General features: G+C 48.6%; 17 protein-coding genes. 6 read left to right on the plus strand and 11 right to left on the minus strand.

Annotated features, from left to right (window positions below):
• Positions 1-419: 419 nt before the first annotated feature.
• The 3 genes from H6F72_RS06650 to H6F72_RS29955 all read right to left on the minus strand — a co-directional run bounded on the left by H6F72_RS06650 (position 420) and on the right by H6F72_RS29955 (position 2,415).
• Positions 420-806 (minus strand): hypothetical protein, encoded by a 387-nt coding sequence (locus H6F72_RS06650; protein ID WP_206755419.1) that lies wholly within the window; start codon positions 804-806, stop codon positions 420-422.
• A gap of 754 nt (positions 807-1,560) precedes the next feature.
• Positions 1,561-1,734, minus strand: a complete 174-nt coding sequence (locus H6F72_RS06655; RefSeq protein ID WP_190433023.1) for a PCP reductase family protein — start codon at positions 1,732-1,734, stop codon at positions 1,561-1,563.
• Between the two features lie 522 nt (positions 1,735-2,256).
• Positions 2,257-2,415 (minus strand): hypothetical protein, encoded by a 159-nt coding sequence (locus tag H6F72_RS29955; RefSeq protein ID WP_206755420.1) that lies wholly within the window; start codon positions 2,413-2,415, stop codon positions 2,257-2,259.
• A 130-nt stretch (positions 2,416-2,545) separates the two neighbouring features.
• Here H6F72_RS29955 and H6F72_RS06660 point away from each other — a divergent pair, with 130 nt between their 5' ends.
• Both H6F72_RS06660 and H6F72_RS06665 read left to right on the plus strand, forming a co-directional pair.
• On the plus strand, positions 2,546-4,270 hold the full coding sequence (locus tag H6F72_RS06660; RefSeq protein WP_190433025.1) for a cellulase family glycosylhydrolase: 1,725 nt from the start codon (positions 2,546-2,548) through the stop codon (positions 4,268-4,270).
• Between the two features lie 117 nt (positions 4,271-4,387).
• Positions 4,388-4,720, plus strand: a complete 333-nt coding sequence (locus tag H6F72_RS06665) for a hypothetical protein (protein ID WP_190433028.1) — start codon at positions 4,388-4,390, stop codon at positions 4,718-4,720.
• 22 nt (positions 4,721-4,742) lie between these two features.
• Here H6F72_RS06665 and H6F72_RS06670 read toward each other — a convergent pair whose 3' ends face one another.
• Together H6F72_RS06670 and ilvD are read right to left on the minus strand one after the other, a co-directional pair.
• A complete protein-coding gene (locus H6F72_RS06670) occupies positions 4,743-5,363 on the minus strand; it encodes a hypothetical protein (protein WP_190433030.1) in 621 nt (206 codons plus the stop codon).
• A gap of 266 nt (positions 5,364-5,629) precedes the next feature.
• Positions 5,630-7,312 carry a dihydroxy-acid dehydratase gene (ilvD, locus tag H6F72_RS06675; RefSeq protein ID WP_190433032.1) on the minus strand — a complete coding sequence of 561 codons (1,683 nt, stop codon included), beginning with the start codon at positions 7,310-7,312 and terminating at the stop codon, positions 5,630-5,632.
• 288 nt (positions 7,313-7,600) lie between these two features.
• Between ilvD and H6F72_RS06680 the strand changes: the two genes are divergently transcribed.
• On the plus strand, positions 7,601-8,443 hold the full coding sequence (locus tag H6F72_RS06680; protein WP_242016823.1) for a pentapeptide repeat-containing protein: 843 nt from the start codon (positions 7,601-7,603) through the stop codon (positions 8,441-8,443).
• A gap of 31 nt (positions 8,444-8,474) precedes the next feature.
• Here H6F72_RS06680 and H6F72_RS06685 read toward each other — a convergent pair whose 3' ends face one another.
• On the minus strand, positions 8,475-8,804 hold the full coding sequence (locus H6F72_RS06685) for a DUF3140 domain-containing protein (protein WP_190433033.1): 330 nt from the start codon (positions 8,802-8,804) through the stop codon (positions 8,475-8,477).
• A gap of 2 nt (positions 8,805-8,806) precedes the next feature.
• Entirely contained in the window at positions 8,807-9,022 is a 216-nt protein-coding gene (locus H6F72_RS06690) for a DUF2945 domain-containing protein (RefSeq protein WP_190433035.1), read from the minus strand.
• Between the two features lie 604 nt (positions 9,023-9,626).
• Here H6F72_RS06690 and H6F72_RS06695 point away from each other — a divergent pair.
• The 3 genes from H6F72_RS06695 to H6F72_RS06705 all read left to right on the plus strand — a co-directional run bounded on the left by H6F72_RS06695 (position 9,627) and on the right by H6F72_RS06705 (position 12,608).
• Positions 9,627-10,436 carry a pentapeptide repeat-containing protein gene (locus H6F72_RS06695; protein WP_190433037.1) on the plus strand — a complete coding sequence of 270 codons (810 nt, stop codon included), beginning with the start codon at positions 9,627-9,629 and terminating at the stop codon, positions 10,434-10,436.
• A gap of 190 nt (positions 10,437-10,626) precedes the next feature.
• A complete protein-coding gene (locus tag H6F72_RS06700) occupies positions 10,627-11,436 on the plus strand; it encodes an SIMPL domain-containing protein (RefSeq protein ID WP_190433039.1) in 810 nt (269 codons plus the stop codon).
• 182 nt (positions 11,437-11,618) lie between these two features.
• On the plus strand, positions 11,619-12,608 hold the full coding sequence (locus H6F72_RS06705; protein WP_190433041.1) for a pentapeptide repeat-containing protein: 990 nt from the start codon (positions 11,619-11,621) through the stop codon (positions 12,606-12,608).
• Between the two features lie 92 nt (positions 12,609-12,700).
• On the opposite strand, the gene H6F72_RS06710 is transcribed toward H6F72_RS06705, so the two are convergent.
• The 4 genes from H6F72_RS06710 to H6F72_RS06725 all read right to left on the minus strand — a co-directional run bounded on the left by H6F72_RS06710 (position 12,701) and on the right by H6F72_RS06725 (position 23,780).
• A complete protein-coding gene (locus tag H6F72_RS06710) occupies positions 12,701-13,273 on the minus strand; it encodes a hypothetical protein (protein WP_190433043.1) in 573 nt (190 codons plus the stop codon).
• A gap of 195 nt (positions 13,274-13,468) precedes the next feature.
• Complete coding sequence (locus tag H6F72_RS06715) at positions 13,469-13,729, minus strand: hypothetical protein (RefSeq protein ID WP_242016824.1); 261 nt, start codon at positions 13,727-13,729, stop codon at positions 13,469-13,471.
• A 136-nt stretch (positions 13,730-13,865) separates the two neighbouring features.
• On the minus strand, positions 13,866-15,971 hold the full coding sequence (locus tag H6F72_RS06720) for a prolyl oligopeptidase family protein (RefSeq protein WP_190433045.1): 2,106 nt from the start codon (positions 15,969-15,971) through the stop codon (positions 13,866-13,868).
• Positions 15,972-16,103: 132 nt separating this feature from the next.
• Positions 16,104-23,780, minus strand: coding sequence for a response regulator (locus tag H6F72_RS06725; protein WP_190433048.1), 7,677 nt, complete (start codon positions 23,778-23,780; stop codon positions 16,104-16,106).
• Positions 23,781-24,054: the final 274 nt, after the last annotated feature.

A 24,054-nucleotide genomic window follows, 5' to 3' on the forward strand; every position in this document is an offset into this window, starting at 1 on the left:
TCGCTTACCAGAGCAGCAAAACCATCTATCAAGTCAAGCATGGGATGCTCTCGGACTACTTGATTGCACAACTCAAGCATCCGTCTGTTCAGATGGCTCTTGCGTAAGTCCTGCCACAGAGAAAACCGAGGGCTGGGAGGAACGGTCTTAGCTTAGACACAAAAGACCTCAGCATCATTAAACTAGCCAAAACAAGCAAACTAACACAGCCAAGCGTTACATTCAGGCTTTGTCTACCCGTTTTGGTTGGTCTGTGAGACCTAGATCTAATCCACCTCATCTAACTGCTACGTCAACCCTACTCAGAATTCCTCATATTACTATTCATATTTGAAACAGAGAGCGATTGTTTGTACTAATCAAAGGGATGATCGTTACTAGACCATCCCTTCAAACGCCGCAGCAATACCTACTACTTATTAGTAAGACGATGGGATGTTCTGAGTCATATCTTTTTCAGGTAGGTGTCGTTCTCGCTTATCTATATCTGTTATCAGCTTTATTTTGCTTTTTTCGACTTCTAGGTTAATCATTAATCGACCACTAGTCATTTGCATCGCTGTAATACAGAAAAGTGTAGAAACCCACAGTATGCAGATAGCAGTTATGGACTGCCAAGCAAATAGTCCAAGCTTAGAACTTTGACCAATCTCTTTCTTTTGGGCCAGTTGTAGTTCTCTATCAGTTGGCAATGCTTGCTTTGAAAGTAAATGTTTGGGCTCTAAAGTGGGAGCGATCGCGTCATAATTCTTCTCGGCCTTTTTCGATGCAAGGCCATTAGCTGCCACCTCTAGAATCTGAGCCATAAACTTGTTCATTTTCAACTCCACAATTGAACAAGTTCTTCGCAGCCTGTATAACGGCTAACCTGTCAACATTTTTCTGTGAAATATAAACGAAAGATCAGCATTCAGGCTATTCATTATCGAAAACATTTGAAATTAAACACCTTGTGATATGCACATATAAAGGTCAAAATTCAAAGTCTCGCTATACTTGAGTGTATAGGTACCTAAATCCAGGCGTACAACCAAATACTGCGATCGCTTCAGAGGAATGAGCTTTGAAGTAAAAATCTTTATGGTTCTCAGTTCACCCAGCTAGAGAGATTATCGAAGATAATCTCTCTAGCTGGGTGAACTTATTTAATAAGAATTGAAGACTTAAGTTCTTAGTACTATTTAGTAGCGATCGCGTCAGGATTCTTCTCGGGCTTTTTCGATGCAAGACTATTAGCTGTCACCTCTAGAATCTGAGCCATAAACTTGTTCATTTTCAACTCCACAATTGAGCAAGCTCACTCTGCCTGTATAACGACTAACCTGTCAACATTTTTCCATGACATACAAACAAAAGATTGCATTCAGCTCAAAAGAATCTTTAGATTACGGGCCGAAAAATATACAAAGCTGACACTATTTCCCTCACTAATAAGCTTTGTAGACAGTGTGGCAGTTAATGCGTTTTATTAGCTTTTATCAGCTCTTCATATAAAGCCGATGAATTTATTGACAGCATTTATCCAGAAATTGATCGCCCCACAGGTAGCAGGGCAGTTACTTAATTGGAACCAAATTTTTGTTTGGCTTGCTCGTAGACTTCGACCGTGATTTGGTTGATGCCTGCCTCTTGAGCAAACTTCTCGATTTTTTTGCGGGCAGCTGGACGAACAAAGAAGGGAATTTCTTTGAGACGGGCTTCTGCGTCAGTGGTCCACTGAATTGCATCACTCATCGTCTGTATCTCCTATGGGCTCATTGATTTGGGCTTTGCACCATTTTTAGAGCGTAGACTTGCCTGGAACAGATGGCAAGAAAAAATCCAGACTTAAATTATTTTTATACCGTGAACCTACCGAGCTCAGCCGACAGGGTGAAAAAGCCGCTAGCTTTAGGCTTGAAGCGCCATAGTATAAAAAATTACAACTCATTATTCTTGGTTTGCGGTTCTATTTTTAATTGGCTAAGTAATTTTAGGGATGACATAGCTTTATCAAAAATTTAGATTTGTGTCGTTAGTGTGAAGTTGACTCCAAAAAGTGTGAAATCAGTCAGAATAGTGCTGAATTACCAGGGTGCTGAAGCTATATCCGTTATCTTGAAAGCCGTTGCGCTAGAACAACGGCCTTCCTTCCCTCAGTTGTGTGCGCTCTGAAGTAATGATCATCTCTGATCACACGAATTCTGTTACCAATAACGTCTACTCGTTCGCGCCGAACGATTGCAGATAATCCGAGTCCAGTCGTAAGGTTAAGCGCTAATTGATGATGTTCGATTGTTGATGGAATTTTTGGTTTAAGTTTTTCTCATTCAAATTAAGGCGATCGCCCCAACTCAACTTAGCTGTACCAGCTATACCAGTCTTCCTTTCTGCATTTTGTGGAAACACTGTTTCCGCTGGCTTTAGTCTTGGCATTGTTCTCTATCCAGTTAAATAAATATCCCTCTGAGCCCTGCTCAGACAGTCACTTGGGCTGACAACATTCACACTGCTTTGGAATTCAACTTTGCCTAACTCCACGCGACATCGTAGAGGAGGCAATCAGATGGCACGTCAAACGACACTGCAACAGCAATCTGCTCAAAGCCAGCTTGTGGCTCAGCGTTCTCGCACCGCTCGCTTTTGGCGGTCCTTTTATCGAGGAGCCTTTGTACTTTCGGTCCTTGGTTTCACCTTACAACCGGGTGCAATGCAAGTTGCCGATGCAGCCACCAATGCTCAACTGCCGCTATCTACGAAAGGATCTCGGATTGTGGATGCTAGCGGTCAGCCAGTCCTGTTACGAGGAATCAACTGGTTTGGTATCGAAACTGAAACCCATGCACCACATGGTTTGTGGGTGCGAGATTACAAAGAAATGCTGGCTCAAATCAAAAGCCAGGGTTATAACCTAATTCGCCTACCTTACTCGGTGCAATCGTTGCGATCGAGCACTGTGCAAGGGGTTGATTTCAGCATCGGCAGCAATCGCGAGCTGCAAGGCAAAACTCCCTTGCAAATCATGGATTTGGTGATTCAAGAAGCCAACCGTCAAGGACTGCTAGTGCTGCTCGACAGTCATCGACTCAACGATCAGCAAATCCCTGAACTTTGGTATGGCGATGGTTTTACCGAAGCGGACTGGATCGACACTTGGAAAATGTTAGCCACTCGCTACAAGAACCAGTCGAACGTGATTGGTGCTGACTTGAAAAACGAACCGCATGGTCGGGCCAGCTGGGGCACAAATGACCCTGCAACTGATTGGCGGTTGGCGGCAGAACGAGCGGGTAAAGCGATTCAGGCGATCGCACCCCATTGGTTAATTGTGGTAGAGGGCGTCGAGAAAAACGTGGCAGGGCAACAACTTGCCAACCATTGGTGGGGCGCTAACTTAGAAGGCGTGAAGAATAACCCGGTGCGTTTACCTGTAGCCAACAAGCTAGTTTATTCTCCGCACGAGTACGGTCCTGGTGTTTTCAACCAAGCTTGGTTCTCTGATCCAACTTTCCCCAACAACCTGCCAACCCGTTGGGAAACTGGATTCCACTACATTGCCACTCAAGGAATTGCGCCCATCTTGGTTGGGGAGTTTGGCGGGCGACAAGTCGATAGCACCTCCAAAGAGGGGATTTGGCAACGCAAATTTGTTGAGTTTATTAACCAGAAAAATCTCAGTTTTACTTACTGGAGCTGGAACCCCAACAGTGGTGATACGGGTGGCATTCTGCAAGATGACTGGCGCACTGTTAATGCTGCTAAGCAACAACTTTTAGGTTCGTTGCTCTCACTGGCCACTGGTGTGGTTGGTTCTACCACCAATCAGATTGGCAGTACGACTCCCAGTCCTACGCCCAGCCCAACTCCTGCCCCTAGTCCAACTCCCGTACCCAGCCCCAGTCCGAGCCCAACCCCCAGCCCAGCTCCTGCTCCCAGTCCAAGTCCATCTCCTACGCCAACACCAACTCCTACTCCCACACCTACAACTTCCACTGCACTAAAAGCAGAAGCGATTATGCAATCCGATTGGGCTTCTGGCTTTTGTACCAATCTTCGTGTGACCAACTCTGGCACAACGAATAGTGGCTCTAACTGGCAAGTGACTTTTCAAATGAATCAAGCCGCGATCGCTAATAGCTGGAATGGCAATTTGGTGAAGCAAAGCACAGGTTATGTCGCCACGGCTCCAGATTGGGCCAGAGTCATTGCGCCAAACCAAACCCTAGAGATGGGTTTCTGTGCCAACAAACTCGGCACCGACTATAAACCCACTCAAGTGACGGTGAAATAACCAGCGATCGCAATTTGTGCTCCTCAGGTTTCTCTAGACAGTGATTGAGTTGCCACGTGCAACATTGTGAGGGCGAATCCCCATTCGCCCCTACCTGCACCTTCATTTGGATTCATTATGCAGAAATTGTTTGTTCGGTTGGCTACGGCTGTAACTGCTTTACTGGTCAGTGCTCCAGCGATCGCTCAAGTAGACACCCCTCGTCCAGCAACCACGATCAATCTCAGCTCGGATACTCCCGTTTGCTACATGGAAACCGACAGTAACCAACTAATCAACTTAGAAAACTTGTGTGGGCAGCGATCGCCCCAACCTACGGTGGCTGCCTTTAACTGCAATCGCACCGCCAGTGGCAACTACATCAACAGTAACTCCGGAGGTGGCTCAGTCTACGTCCCAGCAGATGTTCGCAAAGGGGAAGCTTACGAACGGCAGAGCCAATGTGGCTAGTTGCAAGCGATCGCTAGAAGCCCTAACCCTTGCGCGTGGCAGAGTCCGATGCCACAATTGCTTTGACTTCTTGCAATAGAGCATCCTGCTCCCGCTTGAGAACTTCTAGCCGATTCACAATTTCCGTCAATCTTTGCTGCTTCGATTCAGCTTCTTGCTTTGGACCCGAAGCCAGGGCTGCCTGAAATGACTTAGTACTAAAACCAAACAACCATTGGCTGAGCTGCCAAGGCGATCGCAGCAAAGCTAATCCTGCCCGTTGAATTAACTGGGCGATCGCACTGAACAATCCTTGTAACAGTACCAACAACACCAGCAGCAACCCAACCGAGATCAAAGGATGCTGAATCAGCCAAGCCCAAAACTGATGTCCCGCCATCCACTGTTGTATTGCCCCACCCAAGGCATTTTGCATCGCGTCAGCCATACCACTACTCAAGCTCCCAGTTTGCTGCACTGTGCCTTCTACTGAGCTTTTGGCTTGTTCAACTGCATAAGTGATAGACATTTGTGCTTGTTGAGCTGTAGCACTCACAGCATCTGCCGCTCTAACTCTAGCCTGCTCAGCATGCGTCAGAACCTGGTTCGTTGTAGCCCGCAAAGTATTGGAAATAGGATTGAGACCATCAACTTTGATCGTCATCACTCTATTTAGATACGACTGAATAAGACGCCTTACCCTGCCAAGCTACCAACCGAGACCATAACCTGGGGACCTATGAACCAAATTCTTAGAAAACCGACACAGATAGATACAGTTTGATCATTGGACTGATATTCAACTTTCAAGCTCAAAGCCCTTCAAAAACTTTTGGAGGGAGCCTGAGGGACGCAACCGTCCCTCAGCGGGGGTTTGAGGGCAAGCGCCCCCAAGCATTTACTGTCATGTAGAGAGCTGGGAAAAGACAACTACAAACTCAGATCAGTCACCGCACCCACACTACTCGAAGCCACCAACTTCGCATACTTCGCTAAAACCCCCTTCGTATATCGAGGCGGACAAGGTTGCCAATTTGCCCGACGCTGCGCCAACTCCTCATCCGACACATTCAACTGCAACAGCCGCGCATCCGCATCAATGGTAATAGTGTCGCCTTCTTGAACCAGCGCGATCGCACCTCCTACAGCCGCCTCAGGTGCAACGTGACCCACAACCATCCCGTAAGTGCCACCAGAGAAGCGACCATCTGTAATTAGACCTACCGAGTCACCCAACCCAGCCCCGATAATGGCTGATGTGGGAGCCAGCATTTCTCGCATCCCAGGACCACCTTTGGGACCCTCGTAGCGGATGACAATCACATCTCCTGCTTGGATTTGCTTCGCCAGAATCGCTTTCAAACATTCTTCTTCCGACTCAAACACCCGTGCAGAGCCAGTGATGCGGCGGTTCTTCACCCCAGTTAGCTTCGCGACAGAACCTTCAGTCGCTAAGTTACCTTTGAGGATACCCAAGTGGCCTTGAGGATACATGGGATTGTTCCAGGGACGTATCACATCTTGGTCAACGCGAGGTTCAGCCGGGATTTCAGCCAGGACTTCAGCCAAAGTTTGCCCAGTCACAGTCAGCGCATCCCCATGTAGCAGGCCATGTTCCAGCAGCATTTTCATCACTTGGGGAATGCCGCCCGCTTGGTGCAAATCAGTTGCGACGTATCGACCAGAGGGTTTGAGGTCACACAAGACGGGCACACGGCCCCGGATAGTTTCAAAGTCGTCAATCGTGAGTTCAACGCCGATGGCATGGGCGATCGCGAGTAAGTGCAGCACCGCGTTAGTAGAACCACCTACAGCCATGATTACCGAGATCGCATTCTCAAAGGCTTTGCGAGTGAGAATTTGCTTGGGCAAAATTTGCTTGCGAATGGCATCGACCAAGACAAAAGCTGACTTTTCAGCACTTTCCGCCTTCTCGGCATCTTCAGCCGCCATTGTGGAGGAGTAGATCAAGCTCATACCCATCGCTTCGATCGCGGAAGACATGGTGTTAGCGGTATACATACCGCCGCAAGAACCTGCACCAGGGCAAGCTTTGCGTTCTACTTCTAGCAGTTCGTCTTGGCTGATCTTGCCAGCACTGTACTCGCCCACCGCTTCAAAGGCGCTAACCACGGTTAGATCTTTGCCGTTGTGATGCCCTGGCTTAATCGTGCCACCGTAAACAAAAACAGCCGGAATATTCATCCGGGCGATCGCAATCATGGCCCCGGGCATGTTTTTGTCACAACCGCCTACGGCCAACACACCATCCATGCTTTGGCCCATACAGGCCGTCTCAATCGAGTCAGCGATCACTTCGCGGGAAACCAGGGAGTACTTCATCCCTTCAGTTCCCATCGAAATACCGTCACTAATAGTAATGGTGCCAAACATCTGAGGCATCGCCCCAGCCATTTTCACCCCTGTTTCTGCCCGCTTTGCCAAATCGTTTAGGCCCATATTGCACGGGGTAATCGTGCTATAACCGTTAGCGACCCCTACAATGGGTTTGGTAAAGTCATCATCGCCAAATCCAACTGCCCGAAGCATGGCACGATTAGGCGATCGCTGGACACCTTGAGTTACGACTTGGCTTCTAACGTTATCAGGCATTCTTCTTTCCTGTAAAAGCTGTGAGGATTCGGTTCATTGCTTTCTCTGATTTTGTCAGAATGCAAGACTATTGGTGATGTTGTTTATCCTCACAGTAATGACTAAATCGCTGGCCTGATTTTTCTCTGACCCTTTTCAGAAAAGATTAATTGCCATCGTCACCAGTGGCGAAACAAGTAGCGAACGAGGCGATCGCTCGGAAAATTAAACTCTTAAGAATTAAAAGGAATGATGCACCTTGTATCCATTAAGGCACTCTAAAGCTAGTGACAGCAAAAGCGGACTAAGATGACCTGGGTGCCTATGGATTTACTCAAGCGGTATGCAGCAGGCGAGCGAGATTTTCGCAGTGCCAATTTAGCAGGTGCAGATTTAGTCAAAGCCGATCTAAGTGAGGCGAATCTGCGAGGAGCTAATTTGAGCGGTGCCAAGCTGCTGGGTGCTTCCTTAATTGGCACAAATCTGAGAGAAGCCAATCTTCGCAATGCGAATTTACAAGCAAACTTGCAAGAAGCAAATCTCACAGGCGCTGACCTCACGGGTGTGGATTTACGAGAAGCTAAGTTGCAGACTGCCAATCTGCGGGGGGCCAATCTCACTAACGCGATTTGTGTGGCGGCTGATTTCAGTGAGGCGAGTTTGAGTGAAGCGAACTTACGCGGCGCTGATCTAAGTCGAGCCAAATTGGCAGAGGCGGCTTTGAATCGGGCCAACTTAACTGATGCGATTCTCAACGGAGCGATGTTAGAAGCGGCCAATCTCACCAATGCCATTTTGCAAGGGGCCGCCTTAGAGCTAGCTAACCTCACCAACGCCATTATGAATGGAGCCATTTTAGAATTGGCTAACCTGCAAGGGGCGCACCTCAGCCGTGCCCGCTTAAGCGGAGCCACCTTGATCAAGGCAAACTTGTCAGGAGCAAATCTGAGAGGCGCGAATTTGAGTTGGACTACCTTACGAGGGGCCAACTTGAGTCGCGCCAATCTTTACCGAGCCAACCTGAGTTGGGCCAACCTCAGCGAAGGTAATTTGCAAGAAGCGATTTTGATCGATGCCAAACTCAATCAGGTGAATTTCCGTAACACTAGCTTAATCGGAGCCATCATGCCTAACGGTAGAACCTATGAGTAGGTTTTGGCCAGCTCGACCTAAGCGATCGCCCCTACTTGAGTGGATCATGGCCCCAGTTCATTAGAGAGTAACGCCAGCGAGTCTGCTCAATATTCCCAGATGGGTGTTGAGCTAAGTGGCGGTGGACATAGCTGATCACTCGCTTCATTTGGGACAAATCACCTTCGTCGTAGTCTGCTTGGGATTTGCTGAGCAGCTCAACGATGTGTTTACCAGATTGATGGCCGATGGATTCATGTCCTAATTCTTTCTGACCTACCGCTTTGGACTCTTCGGTTTGAAGCCAAGTGTTGAGTTCGCGAGCCGTCATATTGACAGTTTGCTTAAACTCTTCAACCACTGATTTAGCATCTGTAGTCATTTTTAGTCCTCCACTTTTTTGAGGGCTTCGGGTTTGTGAGCCGCTTGTTTGCCAGTTTTTTCACTTTCAACTAAATACTCAGGATGCTCTTGAGAAGCTGCAACATGATGCCCTTTAATTTCAGTTGGAGCAGTAAGCTTTTGCTTGACCTCACCTTGGGTTGTCCCCTGAGAGGTCTTCCACTCCACTGAATCGCCCTGCTTAAATTGTTCTGTCATTGCAGTTACCTCGTTTAATCAGTTGCTGAGTCAAGTGATTTTTTAGCTGTAGTTTGGTTTCTTTCGAGAAACTAACTAGCTTTTTAACTATTTGTTAAACTATGTAAATCTAGCCATAAATAACTCTGTCGAAATATGGATCAAGCACTAGTCTGTCAGTTGCGTCTTAGGTGGGACGGCACTTTGGCGATCGCCTAACCAAGCTCCAAAGAACCTTCAGATCCGGTACCTAGCTTGATTAAGAGATCTCAGTAGCAAGGATTATGCCAACTTCATGAATTTAGAGTAGACTCATCTCATTTCAAGCCAAATATTGTTAGTAAAAGTGTGATCTCTGCCTAATCGGAAAGTAGTGTGTAACCACGAACCAAGAAGGTAGGATCAATTAATTTCATCACTATTAAGACGCATAAAAGTTTGTCAGGCTCTACTGATTAGAAGGGCAGCCTAGTGTAAATAGCTGCTATATCAGCAAGCAGCGATCGCTAGCTAAACCGGGATTTGCCTAGAGTTAGGCCCTGACCCTAAGCTGGTTTGAGCAAAAACTCATGGATGAGTGCACCTAGCTGACTTGCTTACTTACAGAATTGCGAGAGGAAATCCTATGGATGCCGCTGAACTGCTGAAACGTTATGCAGCAGGGGAAAGAAATTTTCAAGATGTCAACTTGATGCGAGCATCTTTGAGCGAGGTCAACCTTTGCGGGGTAGATTTGACAGGAGCGAACTTATTCGAAGCCAACTTAAGTGGTGCCAACTTGGGAGGAGCGAATTTGAGTCAAGCCAACTTAACGAATGCGACTCTGATTGGTGCCAACTTGATTCGGGTCAACTTTCGCGAAGCTAGCTTGAAGGGAGCGCAGTCGGGTGAAGCCAACTTTCGAGGTGCCATTCTGCAAAATACCAATTTGAGTGAAGCCAATATGGGCGGCGCTAGCTTAATTGAGGCAGATTTGCATGAAGCGAATCTTAGCCGCACCAAGCTAGTGGAAGCAGCACTCAACGGCTCCAACCTGAGCAATACCAACATGACTCACGTCAACCTCAGTCGTGCCTGCTTAGACCGTGCCAATCTCGCTCATAGTATTTTGACCGGTGCCATTTTAGACGCGGCAAAACTTAGTGAAGTGAATTTGAGCAAAGCAGATTTGACAGGAGCGAATCTTCGAGTGGCCCAGCTGAAGCAGGCAAACCTCAGAAATGCCAACTTGAGTTGGGCCACTCTCCGGGGTGCCAACTTAAGTAACGTTAACTTGTATCGCGCCAACCTCAGCTGGACAAACTTAACTGAAGCGACCTTAACAGATGCCATGTTGATGGATGCCAACCTGAGACGGGCAACGTTAATTGACACAGACCTAAAAAACGCTAATTTGAGTGGAGCCGTGATGCCTGATGGCACGATTCACAACTAGATAAAGCTTTGTGCTAATAGGCGTTAATTCAGTGTAGCTAAGTCAATTTACCTAACTGAACAGTAGTATTTTGGGTGTTTCCTAAAGCGGAAAGGTTATAACAGTGGAGGTCGCTTGCTGGCAGCGTAGAAGAAATCGTGAGCTAGCAAACGGTTAGAAGTGAAACGCTTGAAGCAGGAGTCTTGCCCCCATGAAAGGGATCGCGATCGCAGCACTTTTTTCGTCAGCGTTCCTCTTACCTCCGCCCCAGGTGAAGGCCATTGAGCTGAAAGCTTTACCGCAACTTGCAGTTTCTACCTCCATTGCTCAGGTTGCCTATCCTGCCACTCCTTTGGTGAATGCTCCACGCAACATTACAGTGTTGGGACAAGGACAGGTAACGGCTCCAGCAGATATAGCTCGGCTGGAGATTCAAGTAATCACTCGCAATCCGTTTGGTGCCGATGCAGGAGCGCCAAATCAGTTGGCAGTGGGTAATCGACCGCTACAACCTGCGGTCCTACAACCTGTAGTCACAGCGCTACAAGCCATCGGTGTTCCAGCGGAGGCTGTCACAGTGCAAGTAACTTCTAGCGAAAGCGCTGACGTAATTGTTTTGCTCGAAAAGCCAACTCGTCCCCGGGTCCAAGAAGTGGTTTTAACCGCGAACAATGCAGCCCAGAAGACCAATCGTCTTGCCGTTCAAAGCATTGGGGCGGAGTATGCTGTCAAAAACTGTAAGCCTTTAGAAAATGCTTCCCGGCGAGCCGCTTTAAGCGATGCCCAAGAGCGTCTGCGAGCTTTAGCAACAGCGGTGCGAGTTCGGCTCGGAGCCGTTTTGCAAATTACAGAATTGCCTGTCCTAGGATCGCCGTCTGCTTTTTCTAAATGCGGTTCTAAGGTGGGGGGGCCTGCCAATCCTCTCAGTCCTCCCAGTACAGGTGCGCCTCCCTACGATCCTGCGGCCTCTACAGAGGTAAGAGTTTTAAGCCAGATCAGCATCACTTACACAATTGAGTGATTTCAGGCACTAGCCTTGTTAGACAGCTTTGCTCAAAATTTGCTCAAACTCAGGTGAGCTAGCACTCAAAGATGTTGAAGCTGTATAACACTTTGTGTCAATAGATACATTCGTTTTGAACTTGTTTTTGGTTTGGGCAGTTTAAACCTATTACCCGCCCAGAGCGATCGCGAGGCCATAGTATGAATGCGGATGAATTACTGAAACGTTATGCAGCAGGGGAAAGAGACTTTAGTGGCCTCAATCTGATTGGAGTAAACCTGGAAAGAGCAAATCTGGCAGGTGCTAACTTTACAGGTGCCTCGTTTGCGTCTGCCAACTTGAGTCGGGCTTCCTTGACGGGTGCAAACTTAGATGGGGCATTTTTCTATTCAGCAGATTTGAGTTTCGCCAAACTGGGGTACACCCGATTAACGAATGCAGACTTAACCAAAGCCAATCTCAAGGGGGCGTTTCTGGTTAAAGCAGACTTAACAGGCGCTAAAGTGAGCGGAGCAATCCTGGCAGCAGTTAACTTACGAGCCGCTAACTTACAAGAAGTAAACCTCTGTGGAGCCGATTTGCGAAATATCAATCTTCGCTCCGCTAATCTCAGCAAGGCAAATCTTAGCTGGGCTAACTTGACCGGGGCACGGCTGAGTGGCGCTTCTCTCAATGGTGCGTTACTAAATGGCGTCAAACTCAGTGCTGCCTTTTTGAATGGTGTGGATTTGAATGGGATTGACTTAGATGGCGTGAATTTAAGTGCTGCCAAGCTAGGCGGAGCCAATCTGAATGGAGCCACCCTCACAGCTGCAAACTTGAGTGCAACCCAATTACGAGTTGCGAGTTTGATTCGAGTGAACTTACATGCCGCTAATTTGAGCGAAGCCGATTTACGCCGAGCCAACTTAAGCGAAGCAACTCTGAGTAAAGCAGACCTCAGTGCTGCGGATTTGACTGAAGCAGACTTAACGGGCGCAAACCTGAATGCAGCGAATCTCTGCGAAGCCAACTTAACCGCAGCTAGTTTTTACCGCGCTTACCTCTGGGGGGCTAAGCTGATGCAAGCAAACCTGTGGCAAACTAACCTGGCAGAAGCGAGCCTCCGAGGAGCAGATATCGCTGATACCAACGAAGATGAGGCAATTCTAGTGGGAGCCACCATGCCCGATGGCAGCTTGTACCGCTAATTCTTTGACTAAACTTTTCTGAATGGAGCGATCGCTTCCTGAGCTTCCTATACTTTCCGAGCCTACTGGAGGGGCGATCGCTACTAGAAACTTTAGCGGCCTTGAGCCGTGAGACTAGCTTGGCTACAAATAGTAGACCAGCGGGTGACATTCGCTTCCGCCCCGATCAACCCTTGTAGTCGACTGCGATAAGCTAGCAGTTCAGCTCGTTTTAATGAATTGGCAGGCAACAAAGGGGTTAAATTATCGATCACCGCCACTGCACATTGCCAATCTTGCCCTGCAGTTGCTTGTTGTAACGTTTGGCCCAAGGCATCTGCACGCTTTTGCCGCGCCACGTTAGCAGCCCTAATTAACTCGTTGCGTCGTACAAACCCTCTAACGTTACGTAGAGCTTTCGTGGCATAAGGATCGCCAGGACGGATTCTGAGCGCAGCTTGAAAACTCGATTGGGCGGTTTGGTAGTCTCGCTGTTTATTCGCAGCGTACCCTAGTCGCATGTAACGACGATAACTGGCAGCCTTAGCCCTTTGTTCTTTAGCTCTTTGTTGCTGTTGCGCCTGTTGAGCTGCGGCTGTGGGGGCAGCAATAGCAGGCGTAAGTTCAAAAACTGAACCCGTCAGAGTGAGAGGAATGCAGGCAAGGGCAGCTAGAAATCGTTTCATAAATTGTCTCGCGCTTGGGTGAGCGATCGCATCCAACTATAGCAGGCACAACCGTTCTGGAGCGCAAATTTGGAGCGTAACGGTTGATCACAGGCGACTTAGGTTGCGATCCGCTATGACGTTACCAAACGATGACGTAATTAAACTCAAAAAGTTCCGGAAACTCAATTTTTCTGCTGTAGGATTTTGCCTGAGTTAAGGCATAACTGCCCAAGCGTAGGTGAGCACACTCAGCAAACTCACGCCCATAATCATTTCTCTTTGCTGATGCCACAAATGGCGCATATTTGCGAGCGTGAAGGCGATCGCGGCCCGCCGCTCTTGCCCTAACTCGCTCATCAGCTCGGCCACCCTAGCATCTACTTCGGGCAGTGACACTTCTCCCCGTTGGTAAGCCGCTTGTAGCTCGTTTAACTTGCGCCAATAGTCTTGAGTAGCTGCTAGTAAATTAGGCATGATAAAGGCACTCTCATTAAAATATTTAACTTTTGTAAACATGTTAACGAGGGTGCCTATGGGGTGAGTTCTGTAAATAGGAAGAACCGCGATCGCACGTTAGAGAGAGCTTGTCACTCTTCCTCAAGATGAAACTTCAACCTTCAGCGGCGATTGGAATGTTAAGGATCTGTACTAAGAAAGCCCAGCGATCGCTCACTTCCTCAATTACTTTGGCAGTAGGTTTGCCTGCACCATGCCCTGCTTTAGTCTCGATCCGAATCAAGACGGGAGCGGAACCTTGGTGGGCGGCTTGGAGCGCTGCGGCAAACTTAAAGCTATGGGCAGGAACCACGCGATCGTCATGGTCCGCCGTGGTGATCAGAGTGGCAGGATAAGCAGTCCCTGGCTTCAGGTTGTGCAGCGGTGAGTAGCCGTAAAGCGCCTTAAACTCTTCTGACTCTTCCGGAGAACCATAGTCCGAAGTCCAAGCCCAGCCAATGGTGAACTTGTGGAACCGCAACATATCCATCACGCCAACTGCGGGCAATGCTGCGGCAAATAAATCTGGGCGTTGAGTCATGCAAGCGCCGACCAACAAGCCACCATTACTCCCACCGCCGATCGCTAACTTGCTGGGAGCGGTGTATTGGTTAGCAATCAACCACTCGGCTGCGGCAATAAAGTCATCAAACACATTTTGCTTGTTGAGCTTTGTCCCTGCCTGATGCCACTCCTCCCCATACTCACCGCCGCCGCGCAGATTCGGCATGGCATACACACCGCCGAGTTCCATCCACACCAAGTTGCTAACTGAGAAGCTAGGTGTCAGCGACACATTGAAGCCACCATAGCCATAGAGGTAAGTGGGATTGTTGCCGTCTAGCTGCAAGCCTTTTTTATAAGTAATAAACATGGGCACTTGAGTCCCATCTTTACTGGCGTAAAAAACCTGCTTGGTTTCGTACTCGTCAGGGTTGAAGGCGACAGTTGGCTGCCGAAAAACGCTGCTCTCCCCATTCACCATGTCGTAGCGATAGATGGTCGGCGGAGTGGTGAAGCTCGTGAAGCTATAGAACGTTTCGGTGTCCTCTCGTCGTCCGCCAAAGCCCCCGGCTGAGCCAATTCCGGGGAGTACTACTTCTCGAACAAAGGCACCCTCTAAGTCAAAAATTTTGATTTGGCTGCGAGCGTCTTTGAGGTAGGAGGCCACAAATTGATGATTGAGTAGACCCACACCTTCTAAGGTTTCAACCGCTTGGGGAATCAGTTCCCGCCAATTTTCCCGGTCTGGAGCCTGAATATCAATCGCGATTACGCGACCCCGTGGTGCCTCTAAATCAGTCTGAAACCAAAAGGTTGAACCTTCATTATCAATAAAGCTATAGCTAGCTTCAAACTCAGAAATCAGTTCAACCACAGCGGCATTAGGGTCCGACAAATCCTTATAGAACACTAGATTTTTCGGATCAGTGCCGCGCCAAACCGAGATGATTAAATAACGACCATCCTCGGTGACACCGCCATTAAAGCCCCACTCCGGTTGATCAGAGCGCTGATAGATCAGCAGGTCTTCAGCTTGAGGCGTGCCTAAATGATGGTAATAAAGCTTCTGAAAATAGTTGATGGCTTCCAGCTTAGTCGCTTCGTTCGGTTCGTCGTAGCGGCTGTAGAAAAAACCTTGGTTGTCATGAGTCCAAGCAGCCCCAGAGAATTTAATCCACTCTAGGCGATCGCTCAAGTCTTGCCCCGTTTCAATATCTCGAACTTGCCATGCCTGCCAATCTGACCCAGATGTGGAGAGACCATAAGCCATGAGCCTAGCGTCTTCACTAATCACCAGCCCCGAAAGAGCCACTGTGCCGTCTTCGGATAGCTTGTTGGGGTCTAGCAAAACTCTAGGTTCAGCATCAAGCGAGGTCAGCGTATAGAGGACGCTCTGGTTTTGCAGACCATCATTCTTAAAGTAGAAATAACGCTCCGGGACGCCGTACTTTTGGGCATCACCACCCCGAAAAGGAATGCCATATTTTTCATAGTCCCAGAGCTGGGTTAAGCGTTGCTGCAGGCGATCGCGAACCGCAATTTGATTGAGAAACTGAAAAGTGACTTGGTTTTGGGCTTCTACCCATGCCTGAGTTTCCTCGGAATCCGGGTCTTCTAACCAGCGGTAAGGGTCAGGGACTTCAACGCCGTGATAGACATCAACTTGAGACCCTTGGGGGGTGGGAGGATAAACGAAGGGTTCGTTGGAGTGGGGCATGGTGGCAAGTCAGAGAAGAATAGGGGCAAAAAATATTTTCCGTGAGACTGAAAAGGAGGGAACCCGTCAAAAGCGTGATTCCCTCCTTGAAATGGCGCGATCGCTCCTAAGCCTTAGTAAGTGAGCTAGAACTTATGCATGGCTCCCACTGCCTGCAATCAAAACTTCACCTTTTAGCATGCGTTGAGCGGCATCTAGTAAAGCTTCTTCTAAGTAAGGTTTGGTGAAGTAGCCCTTGGCACCGAGCTGGACAGCCATCTGTCTATGGCGATCAGCACCCCGTGAGGTGAGCATCGCGATCGGGATGTGGTTGAGGGTGGAATCCTTCTGAATGCGAGATAGCAGCTCTAGGCCGTCCATTCTAGGCATTTCAATGTCGCAGAACACCATATCGCAGGGCAAGCCAGAGCGCAGTTTTTCCCAAGCTTCTTGACCATCACGCGCTTGTTCAACTCGGTAACCCACTTTGTTGAACGTCATGGACAACAGCTCACGCACTGTAATCGAGTCATCCACAATCAGAACCGTCGGGTCAGTTTTGGCAACGGCTTCCGCTACAGGAGGTTCAGCGTTTTGATCCCATAGCGTCGTGCTAGCTTCTCGGCGAATCCGACCCATAGACAGGTCGATCAGCTCTAAAACGTCCGCGATCGGCATAATCCGACCATCCCCTAGAACTGTCGCACCAGCAACCCCAATTGGTTTAGGGACAGGGCCTTCAAGTTGCTTAATTACAATTTCTTGCTCGCCCAAGACCTGATCGACCTGCAAAGCAATGAAGTTGCCAGCACTACGAAGCACCACAATGGAGACGATGTCATCTTCTTGGTTACCGCCGTAGACGCTACCACGACCGAGATAACGGTTGTATTTGAGAATGTCAGATAACGGTCGGAAGGGCAGCAGCAAATCGCGCCATAGAATACAGGGTTGTCCATCAGGATTAGCTTGAATCCGCTCCTTGGGCACATCTAGCATGTCTTCTACCCCATCCATCGGAAAGGCAATGCGAGCCCGATTACTGATGCAGCAGAGAGCTTTGGAAATGCTCAGGGTAAGGGGAAGGCGAATAGTAAACGTCGTTCCCTTCGCGACGGCAGAGTCAGTAGTGATGGCACCACGAATCTCACCTAAGCTAGTGCGGACGACGTCCATGCCGACTCCACGGCCTGCGTAGTCAGTGACTTGATCCTTGGTCGTGAAACCGGGATGGAATAGTAAGTCATAAACGTCCAAGCGCGAGAGAGTCCTGGCCTCTGCGGGCGTAACCAGACGTTTCTCGATCGCCTTTGTTTTCACTCGATCTGGATCAACTCCTGCCCCATCATCCGAGACAGAAATCACTGTTTGGTTCCCCTGGTGGAAGGCCCGGATCGTAATGCGACCGATAGGTGGCTTGCCTGCCGCTTGCCGTACATCTGGCGTTTCAATCCCGTGGGCGATCGCGTTATTGACCAAGTGAGTCATGGGGTCATAAAGCTGCTCCAAAATCATCTTGTCGATTAAGGTTTCTCGACCTTCGACATGCAGCTCAGCCTGCTTGCCACACTTGAGGGCAATATCTCGCACTGCTCGCGGCAAGCGATCGGCAATTTGGGCGAAGGGAACCATTCGGGAGCGAGTCAGACCTTCTTGTAGTTGAGTCGTCACCTGCCGGAACATCCGAGTGACCTGATCGGTTTCATCCACGATGAATTCGATGTCAGAAGCAGACTCTCGAACTCGGACAATCAACTCGATCATCTCTTGAGACAAGGTATGGAACCCAGTAAAGCGGTCCATCTCTAGGGCATCGAAGCTGGCTCCTGTGGAGTGGCTGTTCTGGGCATCACCATTGGTACCATGTACCGGGGCATGATGACTTTGGCGGCTGGCTAAGAGTGAGCTTTCCAGCAGCGATCGCTCGTACAGGTCACGCATCCGCTGCCCAACATCGCTGAGTTGCTGCACTTGATAAAGCAAATTATCCAGGAACTGCCGCAACCGTTCTTGGTCTTGCTCCAAGCTATTCCGATTGACCACTAGTTCCCCAACCAAGTTGCTGAGGTTATCTAAGTGCTTAACCGGAACCCGCATCGTTTGCTCAGCAAAACCTGCTCCACCTCGACGCCCTGGCCGACGGTTAGCCTGAGGAGCAGCACCGCGGCTCGTTTTAACGGTTGGAGGACCACCCAAGGTTTTGTCAGCATCCTCTAGAAGCTTCTCTAAATCATCGAATTCACCGTCAAAAGCTCCAGCACCACTGGCAGTAGCACTAAACGCAGACGCTCCTAGCCCATTAACAGAACCAAAAGATTCTTCGTCCAGCAACGCTTCCAATCCTGAAAAGTCCGCGTCGTCTTTGCCTATCTCTGAGATGGAGGGTGGCGCAGCAAAATCATCCTCACTCAGTAAAGCTTCGAGGTCATCAAAGTTATCGAGAGAATCAGCGGGCGCTGTATTGCGCTCAAAGTTACCGTCAAAGCCATCTTCCTCACTAGCGATCGCTAGGAAGTCATCTAAGTCAGAGCCACCAACATCGGCAGTATCGACGCTAGCTTGAGCTTGACCCAAATCTAACCCATCGGAAAAATCATCCGTTGAATCTAGAGCAAATAAATCAAAGTCATTGAGATCTGCTGCTTCGGAATCCTCTAGGCCAAAGCTGATATCCGTCACGTCCGCAGCTTCTGGAACTGCATCTGTTCCTAAATCAAACAGATCGAGATCAACCTCATCAAGGTCAAAGCTTGATTCTGTGGTCAGGTTTGGTGCTGATTCAGTGCTAGTAGTGACATCGTCTTCCAAGCCGAGTTCTGCATCAACCTCTGTAAAGGCATCTCCAAGCTCAGTCGTTTCCGCAACAGGTAAGCCAGAGAGGTCTAGCGCATCAAAGCCGAATTCATCAGTTGATTCAGTGGTGGGGGAGTCAGCAAAAAGATCGACCGCTTCCTCCTGTGCTGTATCGACGCTTTCCGTTTGGAAGAAGTCCCCAAACTCATCGCTGTTATCAGAGGCTAGGTCAGGGCCTACCTCAGAAGTGATAGCTGCATCAGCCTCATCTGCATCAAAGCCTTCAAGCCAACTTTCGGAATCTATGTTCTCAGAAATGCTGGCTTCGCTGAGGCTATCTGATGTTTGTTCGTCAAACAGATCCACTTCACTGAGGCTATCTGACTCTTCTTCGTCAAACAAACTTGCTTCACTGAGGTTATCGGAGGTTTCTTCGCCATCGAATAAGCCTCCTAACGCTAAGTCGTCGCCAAAATCTAGTTCGCTCTCAGCACCTAGAGATGGTTCTACAGGCGCTAGAGACTCGGTTAGATCAAGCTCAGAATCATCCAGTAAGCTATCGAATCCTAACTCGCTTTCGTCCAGGCTAGTTTCAGGAGTGTCTAAGTCAAAGGCGAAATCAGCCTCTGAAGATTCATCAAGCTCAACATTGGATAAAACATCAAGTTGAGTGTGATTGCTTTCAGAATCTAGGTTAAGAGCTAGTTCGTCGTCAAAATTCAACTCATCAGAAGTGTCTGCCACTGACTCAAAACTAAAGTCTTCAGTCGGTTCTGGGGCTTCAGTCGGTAAGCTATCTAAGGAGAAATCATCAAAGCTACCCAAGTCGAGAGCGATCGCCTCTACCCCTGCCTCAGGCTCCGAAGGCTCATCAAACAAGTCTCCTAGATCTGCTGCTGGAGTGAGTTCGTCACCAAAATCCAACTCATCCGAAGTGTCAGCCGCTGGCTCAAAACTAAAGTCTTCAGTTGCTTCGGGCACTGACGCAAAACTAAAGTCTTCAGTTGCTTCTGGGGCTTCAGTCGGCAAGCTATCTAACGAGAAATCATCAAAGCTACCCAAGTCGAGAGCGATCGCCTCTACCTCAGGTTCTGAAGGCTCATCGAACAAGTCTCCTAGATCTGCTGCTGGAGTGAGTTCGTCGCCAAAATCCAACTCATCTGAAGTGTCAGCCGCTGGCTCAAAACTAAAGTCTTCAGGTGCTTCGGGCACTGACTCAAAACTAAAGTCTTCAGTTGGTTCTGGGACTTCAGTCGGTAAGCTATCTAACGAGAAATCATCAAAGCTACCCAAGTCGAGAGCGATCGCCTCTACCTCAGGTTCCGAAGGCTCATCGAACAAGTCTCCTAGATCTGCTGCTGGAGTGAGTTCGTCGCCAAAATCCAACTCATCTGAAGTGTCAACCGCTGACTCAAAACTAAAGTCTTCAAAGGCAGATGTTTCCTCAGTAGGCAAGCTATCTAGTAGCAATTCATTTGAGGGATCATTCAGCCCACCAAAGTCTGAGTTGGCATCTCTCGCCTCTAGAGACTCACTCATGAAGTCTTCTAAATCACCTAAATCAGCATTGGATTCTACTGTTTCCGGTGACAAGTCCTCATCAAAAAGCGAGGGTTCTGCCACTGTGGTTTCAGAAACTTCATTCAAGCTTGCGGCAGGCTCTGGCATCCAAGATTCATCAGCCTCATCAGCTCCCATGAGGTCAAAGTCGAGCTCGTCTGCGCTGGTGTTTAATTCGTCTGCATCAGTGGTGAGATCAGCAAAATTAGCTTCTACCGAAAAGTCAGCTAGTGGATCGTCAGCGGAGCCACCTAAGTCAGCCGTTTCTTCTAGGTTTAGCGCTGCCAAATCGGTTTCGCCTGGTACGGCTTCAGGCCACAGGTCTGTAGCTTCAGAGCTGGCTAACTCAAAATCAAATTCTTCAGGAGTGACACCGAATTCGCTGGATTCGGTGAGGAGATCGGCTAGCTCGGCATCATCTGCAAAAGATTCTGCCAACCCAAGATCATCAACGCTTTCGGTAGCTGCAATTGGTGTAGCGAGTGATAGCTCCTCTAGATCAATCCCAGATGACAAATCGTCTCCCCAGAGGTCGTTAGTTTCATCACTGCTCAGGTCAAAGCCCAGATCGTCACTGCGATCGCTCAGCTCAGAGTCAGCCAATAAGTCTGCAAACTCGGCATCATCAGTAGGTTCTTCTAGGAGTAACGATTCGTCAAGCTCACTGTTGAGATCAGTGTCTGCTACCACCTCCTGGAGGTCTGTCTGATCGAAAGCTTCTGAACTCCACAGGTCTAAGGATTCATCTGCACCAAGAGCTAGGTTTAGCTCGTCGCTTGTATTGCGATCGCTAACCTCAGTCAACGACCAGTCAGATGAGGCGGCACTGTCGGTCAGTTCTTCTAACAGAAGCTCTTCATCAGCATCTGGAGCGAGAGTGAATGCCTCTTCAGAATTCTCAGTTTCTAGATCAAAATCAAGACTTTCTAACTGCTCAGCGATCGCAAAGGGATCTTCTCCGTCAGCTCTCGTTGCTTCAGGAGTCGTTAATAGATCCTCATTTAAATCTAAAGCGTCTAAGTTCCAACTCGCTTCAGGCTCAGAATTGCCACCTGTCAGTCCTTGTTCCTCCCAAGGATCGGCGATCGCAGCCACAGGCTCCTCGGAAGCCAGGTCTAGTACTGGTGTATTCGCATCAACATCAGGTTCATCTCCCTCGTTAGAGGAAGTGGCGAACAAATCATCTAAATCAGCTTCTGCTGACGTTTCCAAGGAAAAATCTAGGCTTTCTGGCTCAGCCGCTAAGTCTGCCTCTGCCAGTGATAGATCGAATGGAGTGTCATCTACCTCGCCCATGGGAGCGTCTAACCAAGAAGTCCCAGGCTCGGCTGAGTCGGTTGTCTCCTCTGACCAGAGGTCATCTGACACATTGTCTTGATCATCGCTGGCTACGAACAGGTCAGCTGCATCTAGAGAGGAAGGTTCCTCGGAGACACCAAATAAATCAGTCAGATCTGCCTCATCTTCAGCTAGAATCCCTGGTTCTAAATCGCTAGGAGATTCCTCACCAAACAGTCCAATAGATTCTGAACCCTCTAAAGCGGCCTCTAGCTCTGCATCAGGCTCAAAGGTTGGCTCAGCGCTGAAGAAATCAGGTTCGCTATCACCCAGCCCCTCAAGAGAGGTTTCTGGGGCGGGCTCATTGAAGAAATCAGTGAAATCATCTGAAATAGTCGCGTTAGTCAGCTCCTCAGAAGAAGTTTCTAGAGAGAGTAGCTCGCTTTCATCAGACTCAGTAAATAAGTCAGGGAACTCTCCCAACTCGTCAGAAGGAACCTCAACGACAATCTCATCAGCAACAACTTCAAATTCGGATAACTCAAAGCTTGACTCAGATAGTTCAAAGGCTAAGTTGTCTGCTGAGGTATCTATAGAGTCTTCTACTGCTTCTACACCGAGACTATTGAAAGCAGCATCGTCTGATTCAAGATCTCCGAAAAAGTCTAGATCAGGTTGCTCTTCAGCTTGGTCTTCAAAGGTGATCGCTGCCGCAGAATCCAGTGAGGCATCAGTGAAATCTTCTAAGCCTTGGAAATCTAAAGATTCATCATTGAGCAAGTCATCACTGCCAAACAAGCTAGCGAGGTCATCTCCTCCCCTGGCCTTAGAACTTGAATTCCCAGAACTCTCTGCATCAAAAAGTAAATCTGAGAAATCATCTGAGTTGACATCGCTTTCTAGAGAACCATCTGCTGACTCAGCAGTCTCTCTGATAATTTCTTCTTCCTGCCAAGTCACGCCTAAATCAAGAACTTCCCCTTCAAACAGATCGGCCAAGCTGTTTAGCTCCGCCATTCCTACCTCAGGGCCATTGCGATCGCCTGTAGCCTGCTCAGCCGTAACCAAGTCTGCGTTGAGGTCGGAGGATAAATCTAAACCGAGGTCTGCGTCGCTAGTGACTGCATCTGGTTCTAGGGCAGGGCTGCTAAACCAATCCTCAAGCCCATCTGACGGACTATCTTCAGTGAGGTCTACAGCAAAAATGTCATCAGCAGTAGGCTCTTCTGCCGTTTCAAATAAATCGAAGGCTTCAGTCAGAGACTCTTCCGGCTCATTAGTGAGTTCAAAGAGATCCCCAGCCAGAAGGTCATCAAATGTAGGTTCTGTTGCAGCTTCGGCGGCGGAAATAGGCACTAGAACGGTCAGAGCGTCCCCAGCTAAAATTGTCGCTGCTTGGTTAGCTAGAACCAACTCCTGTGCTTTTTTGATTTCTTTGATGACAATGGGAGCTAGAGTTCGGTAGGCATTATCAGGGCAGGCGATCGCTTGACGAGACACCTCAAGCAAGTTACACCAATTCGGCAAATCGAATGGTTCACCTAGTTGACCCAAGCTACGGCAAAGGTCTTGCAGTTGTTTTCGATTCTCTGAGCTTTCCGACTGCTTGAACAACTGCAACATCTCGCGTAAGCGGGTTGGCACATCGCTTTGAAAAAGCAATAGCAACGCACTCTCTTCTTGATGCAGAGGAGCCGCTGCAACTGGCGTTGGGATTGTTTCAACCACAACCGGGATAAAGCTAGACCCTTCTTCGACTGGAATTACACCGCCCGCTTGAGTGATCAGTCCTTCCAAGTGATTGGTGAGCTCGGTAAAGATCGGCTCAATGCCTGACATGATACCGTTAGCAATATCTTCAGTCAGACCAAAAGGTCCTTGAAGTTGCTCTAGGAGTTCGTGCAGAGTATCGAACACCCTAAGAAACAAAGATTCTAATTTTTGATCAACTTTGATGGGGCACTCTTTTAAGAGTTTGAAGCAATCCTCTAGACGGTGCGAAACCTGCTGAATGCTATTGATTCCTAGCATGGCTGCTCCGCCTTTGACAGAGTGAGCCGCTCGGAAGACTTCATTCACCATTTCCGAGTCTTCGATGGTGCTTTGCAGATTCAGCAAACCTTGCTCAATGGTGTTGAGGTGGTCTTTGGCCTCCTCAATGAAGTAACCCATGATCCGCTGCTGTTGTTCTGACTGCATAGCAGTGCCCCGTTCCTTTGGAAAACGTTATTTCTTCTAAATGCTTGCTATCGAAGCGTAGCCCGAGGCCAAGGAGCACCCAAAACTATAGCGTTTGGGTTGTGTTTGACAGAATTTGAAGGCAGGGAGCCGCTCTAGGGCTATGCCATCAGCATCAATTAGCTTGTTTCCTGCGCTCAGATGGGCTTCTACCTAAGATTGTTTTAATGTACCCGATCCTTTTAAAATCGACATCAAAACAAATTAACTTCGAGTTATTCCGCGACATCCAAGC

Origin of the sequence: Trichocoleus sp. FACHB-46 (assembly GCF_014695385.1) — a bacterium.
GTDB lineage: Bacteria > Cyanobacteriota > Cyanobacteriia > FACHB-46 > FACHB-46 > Trichocoleus.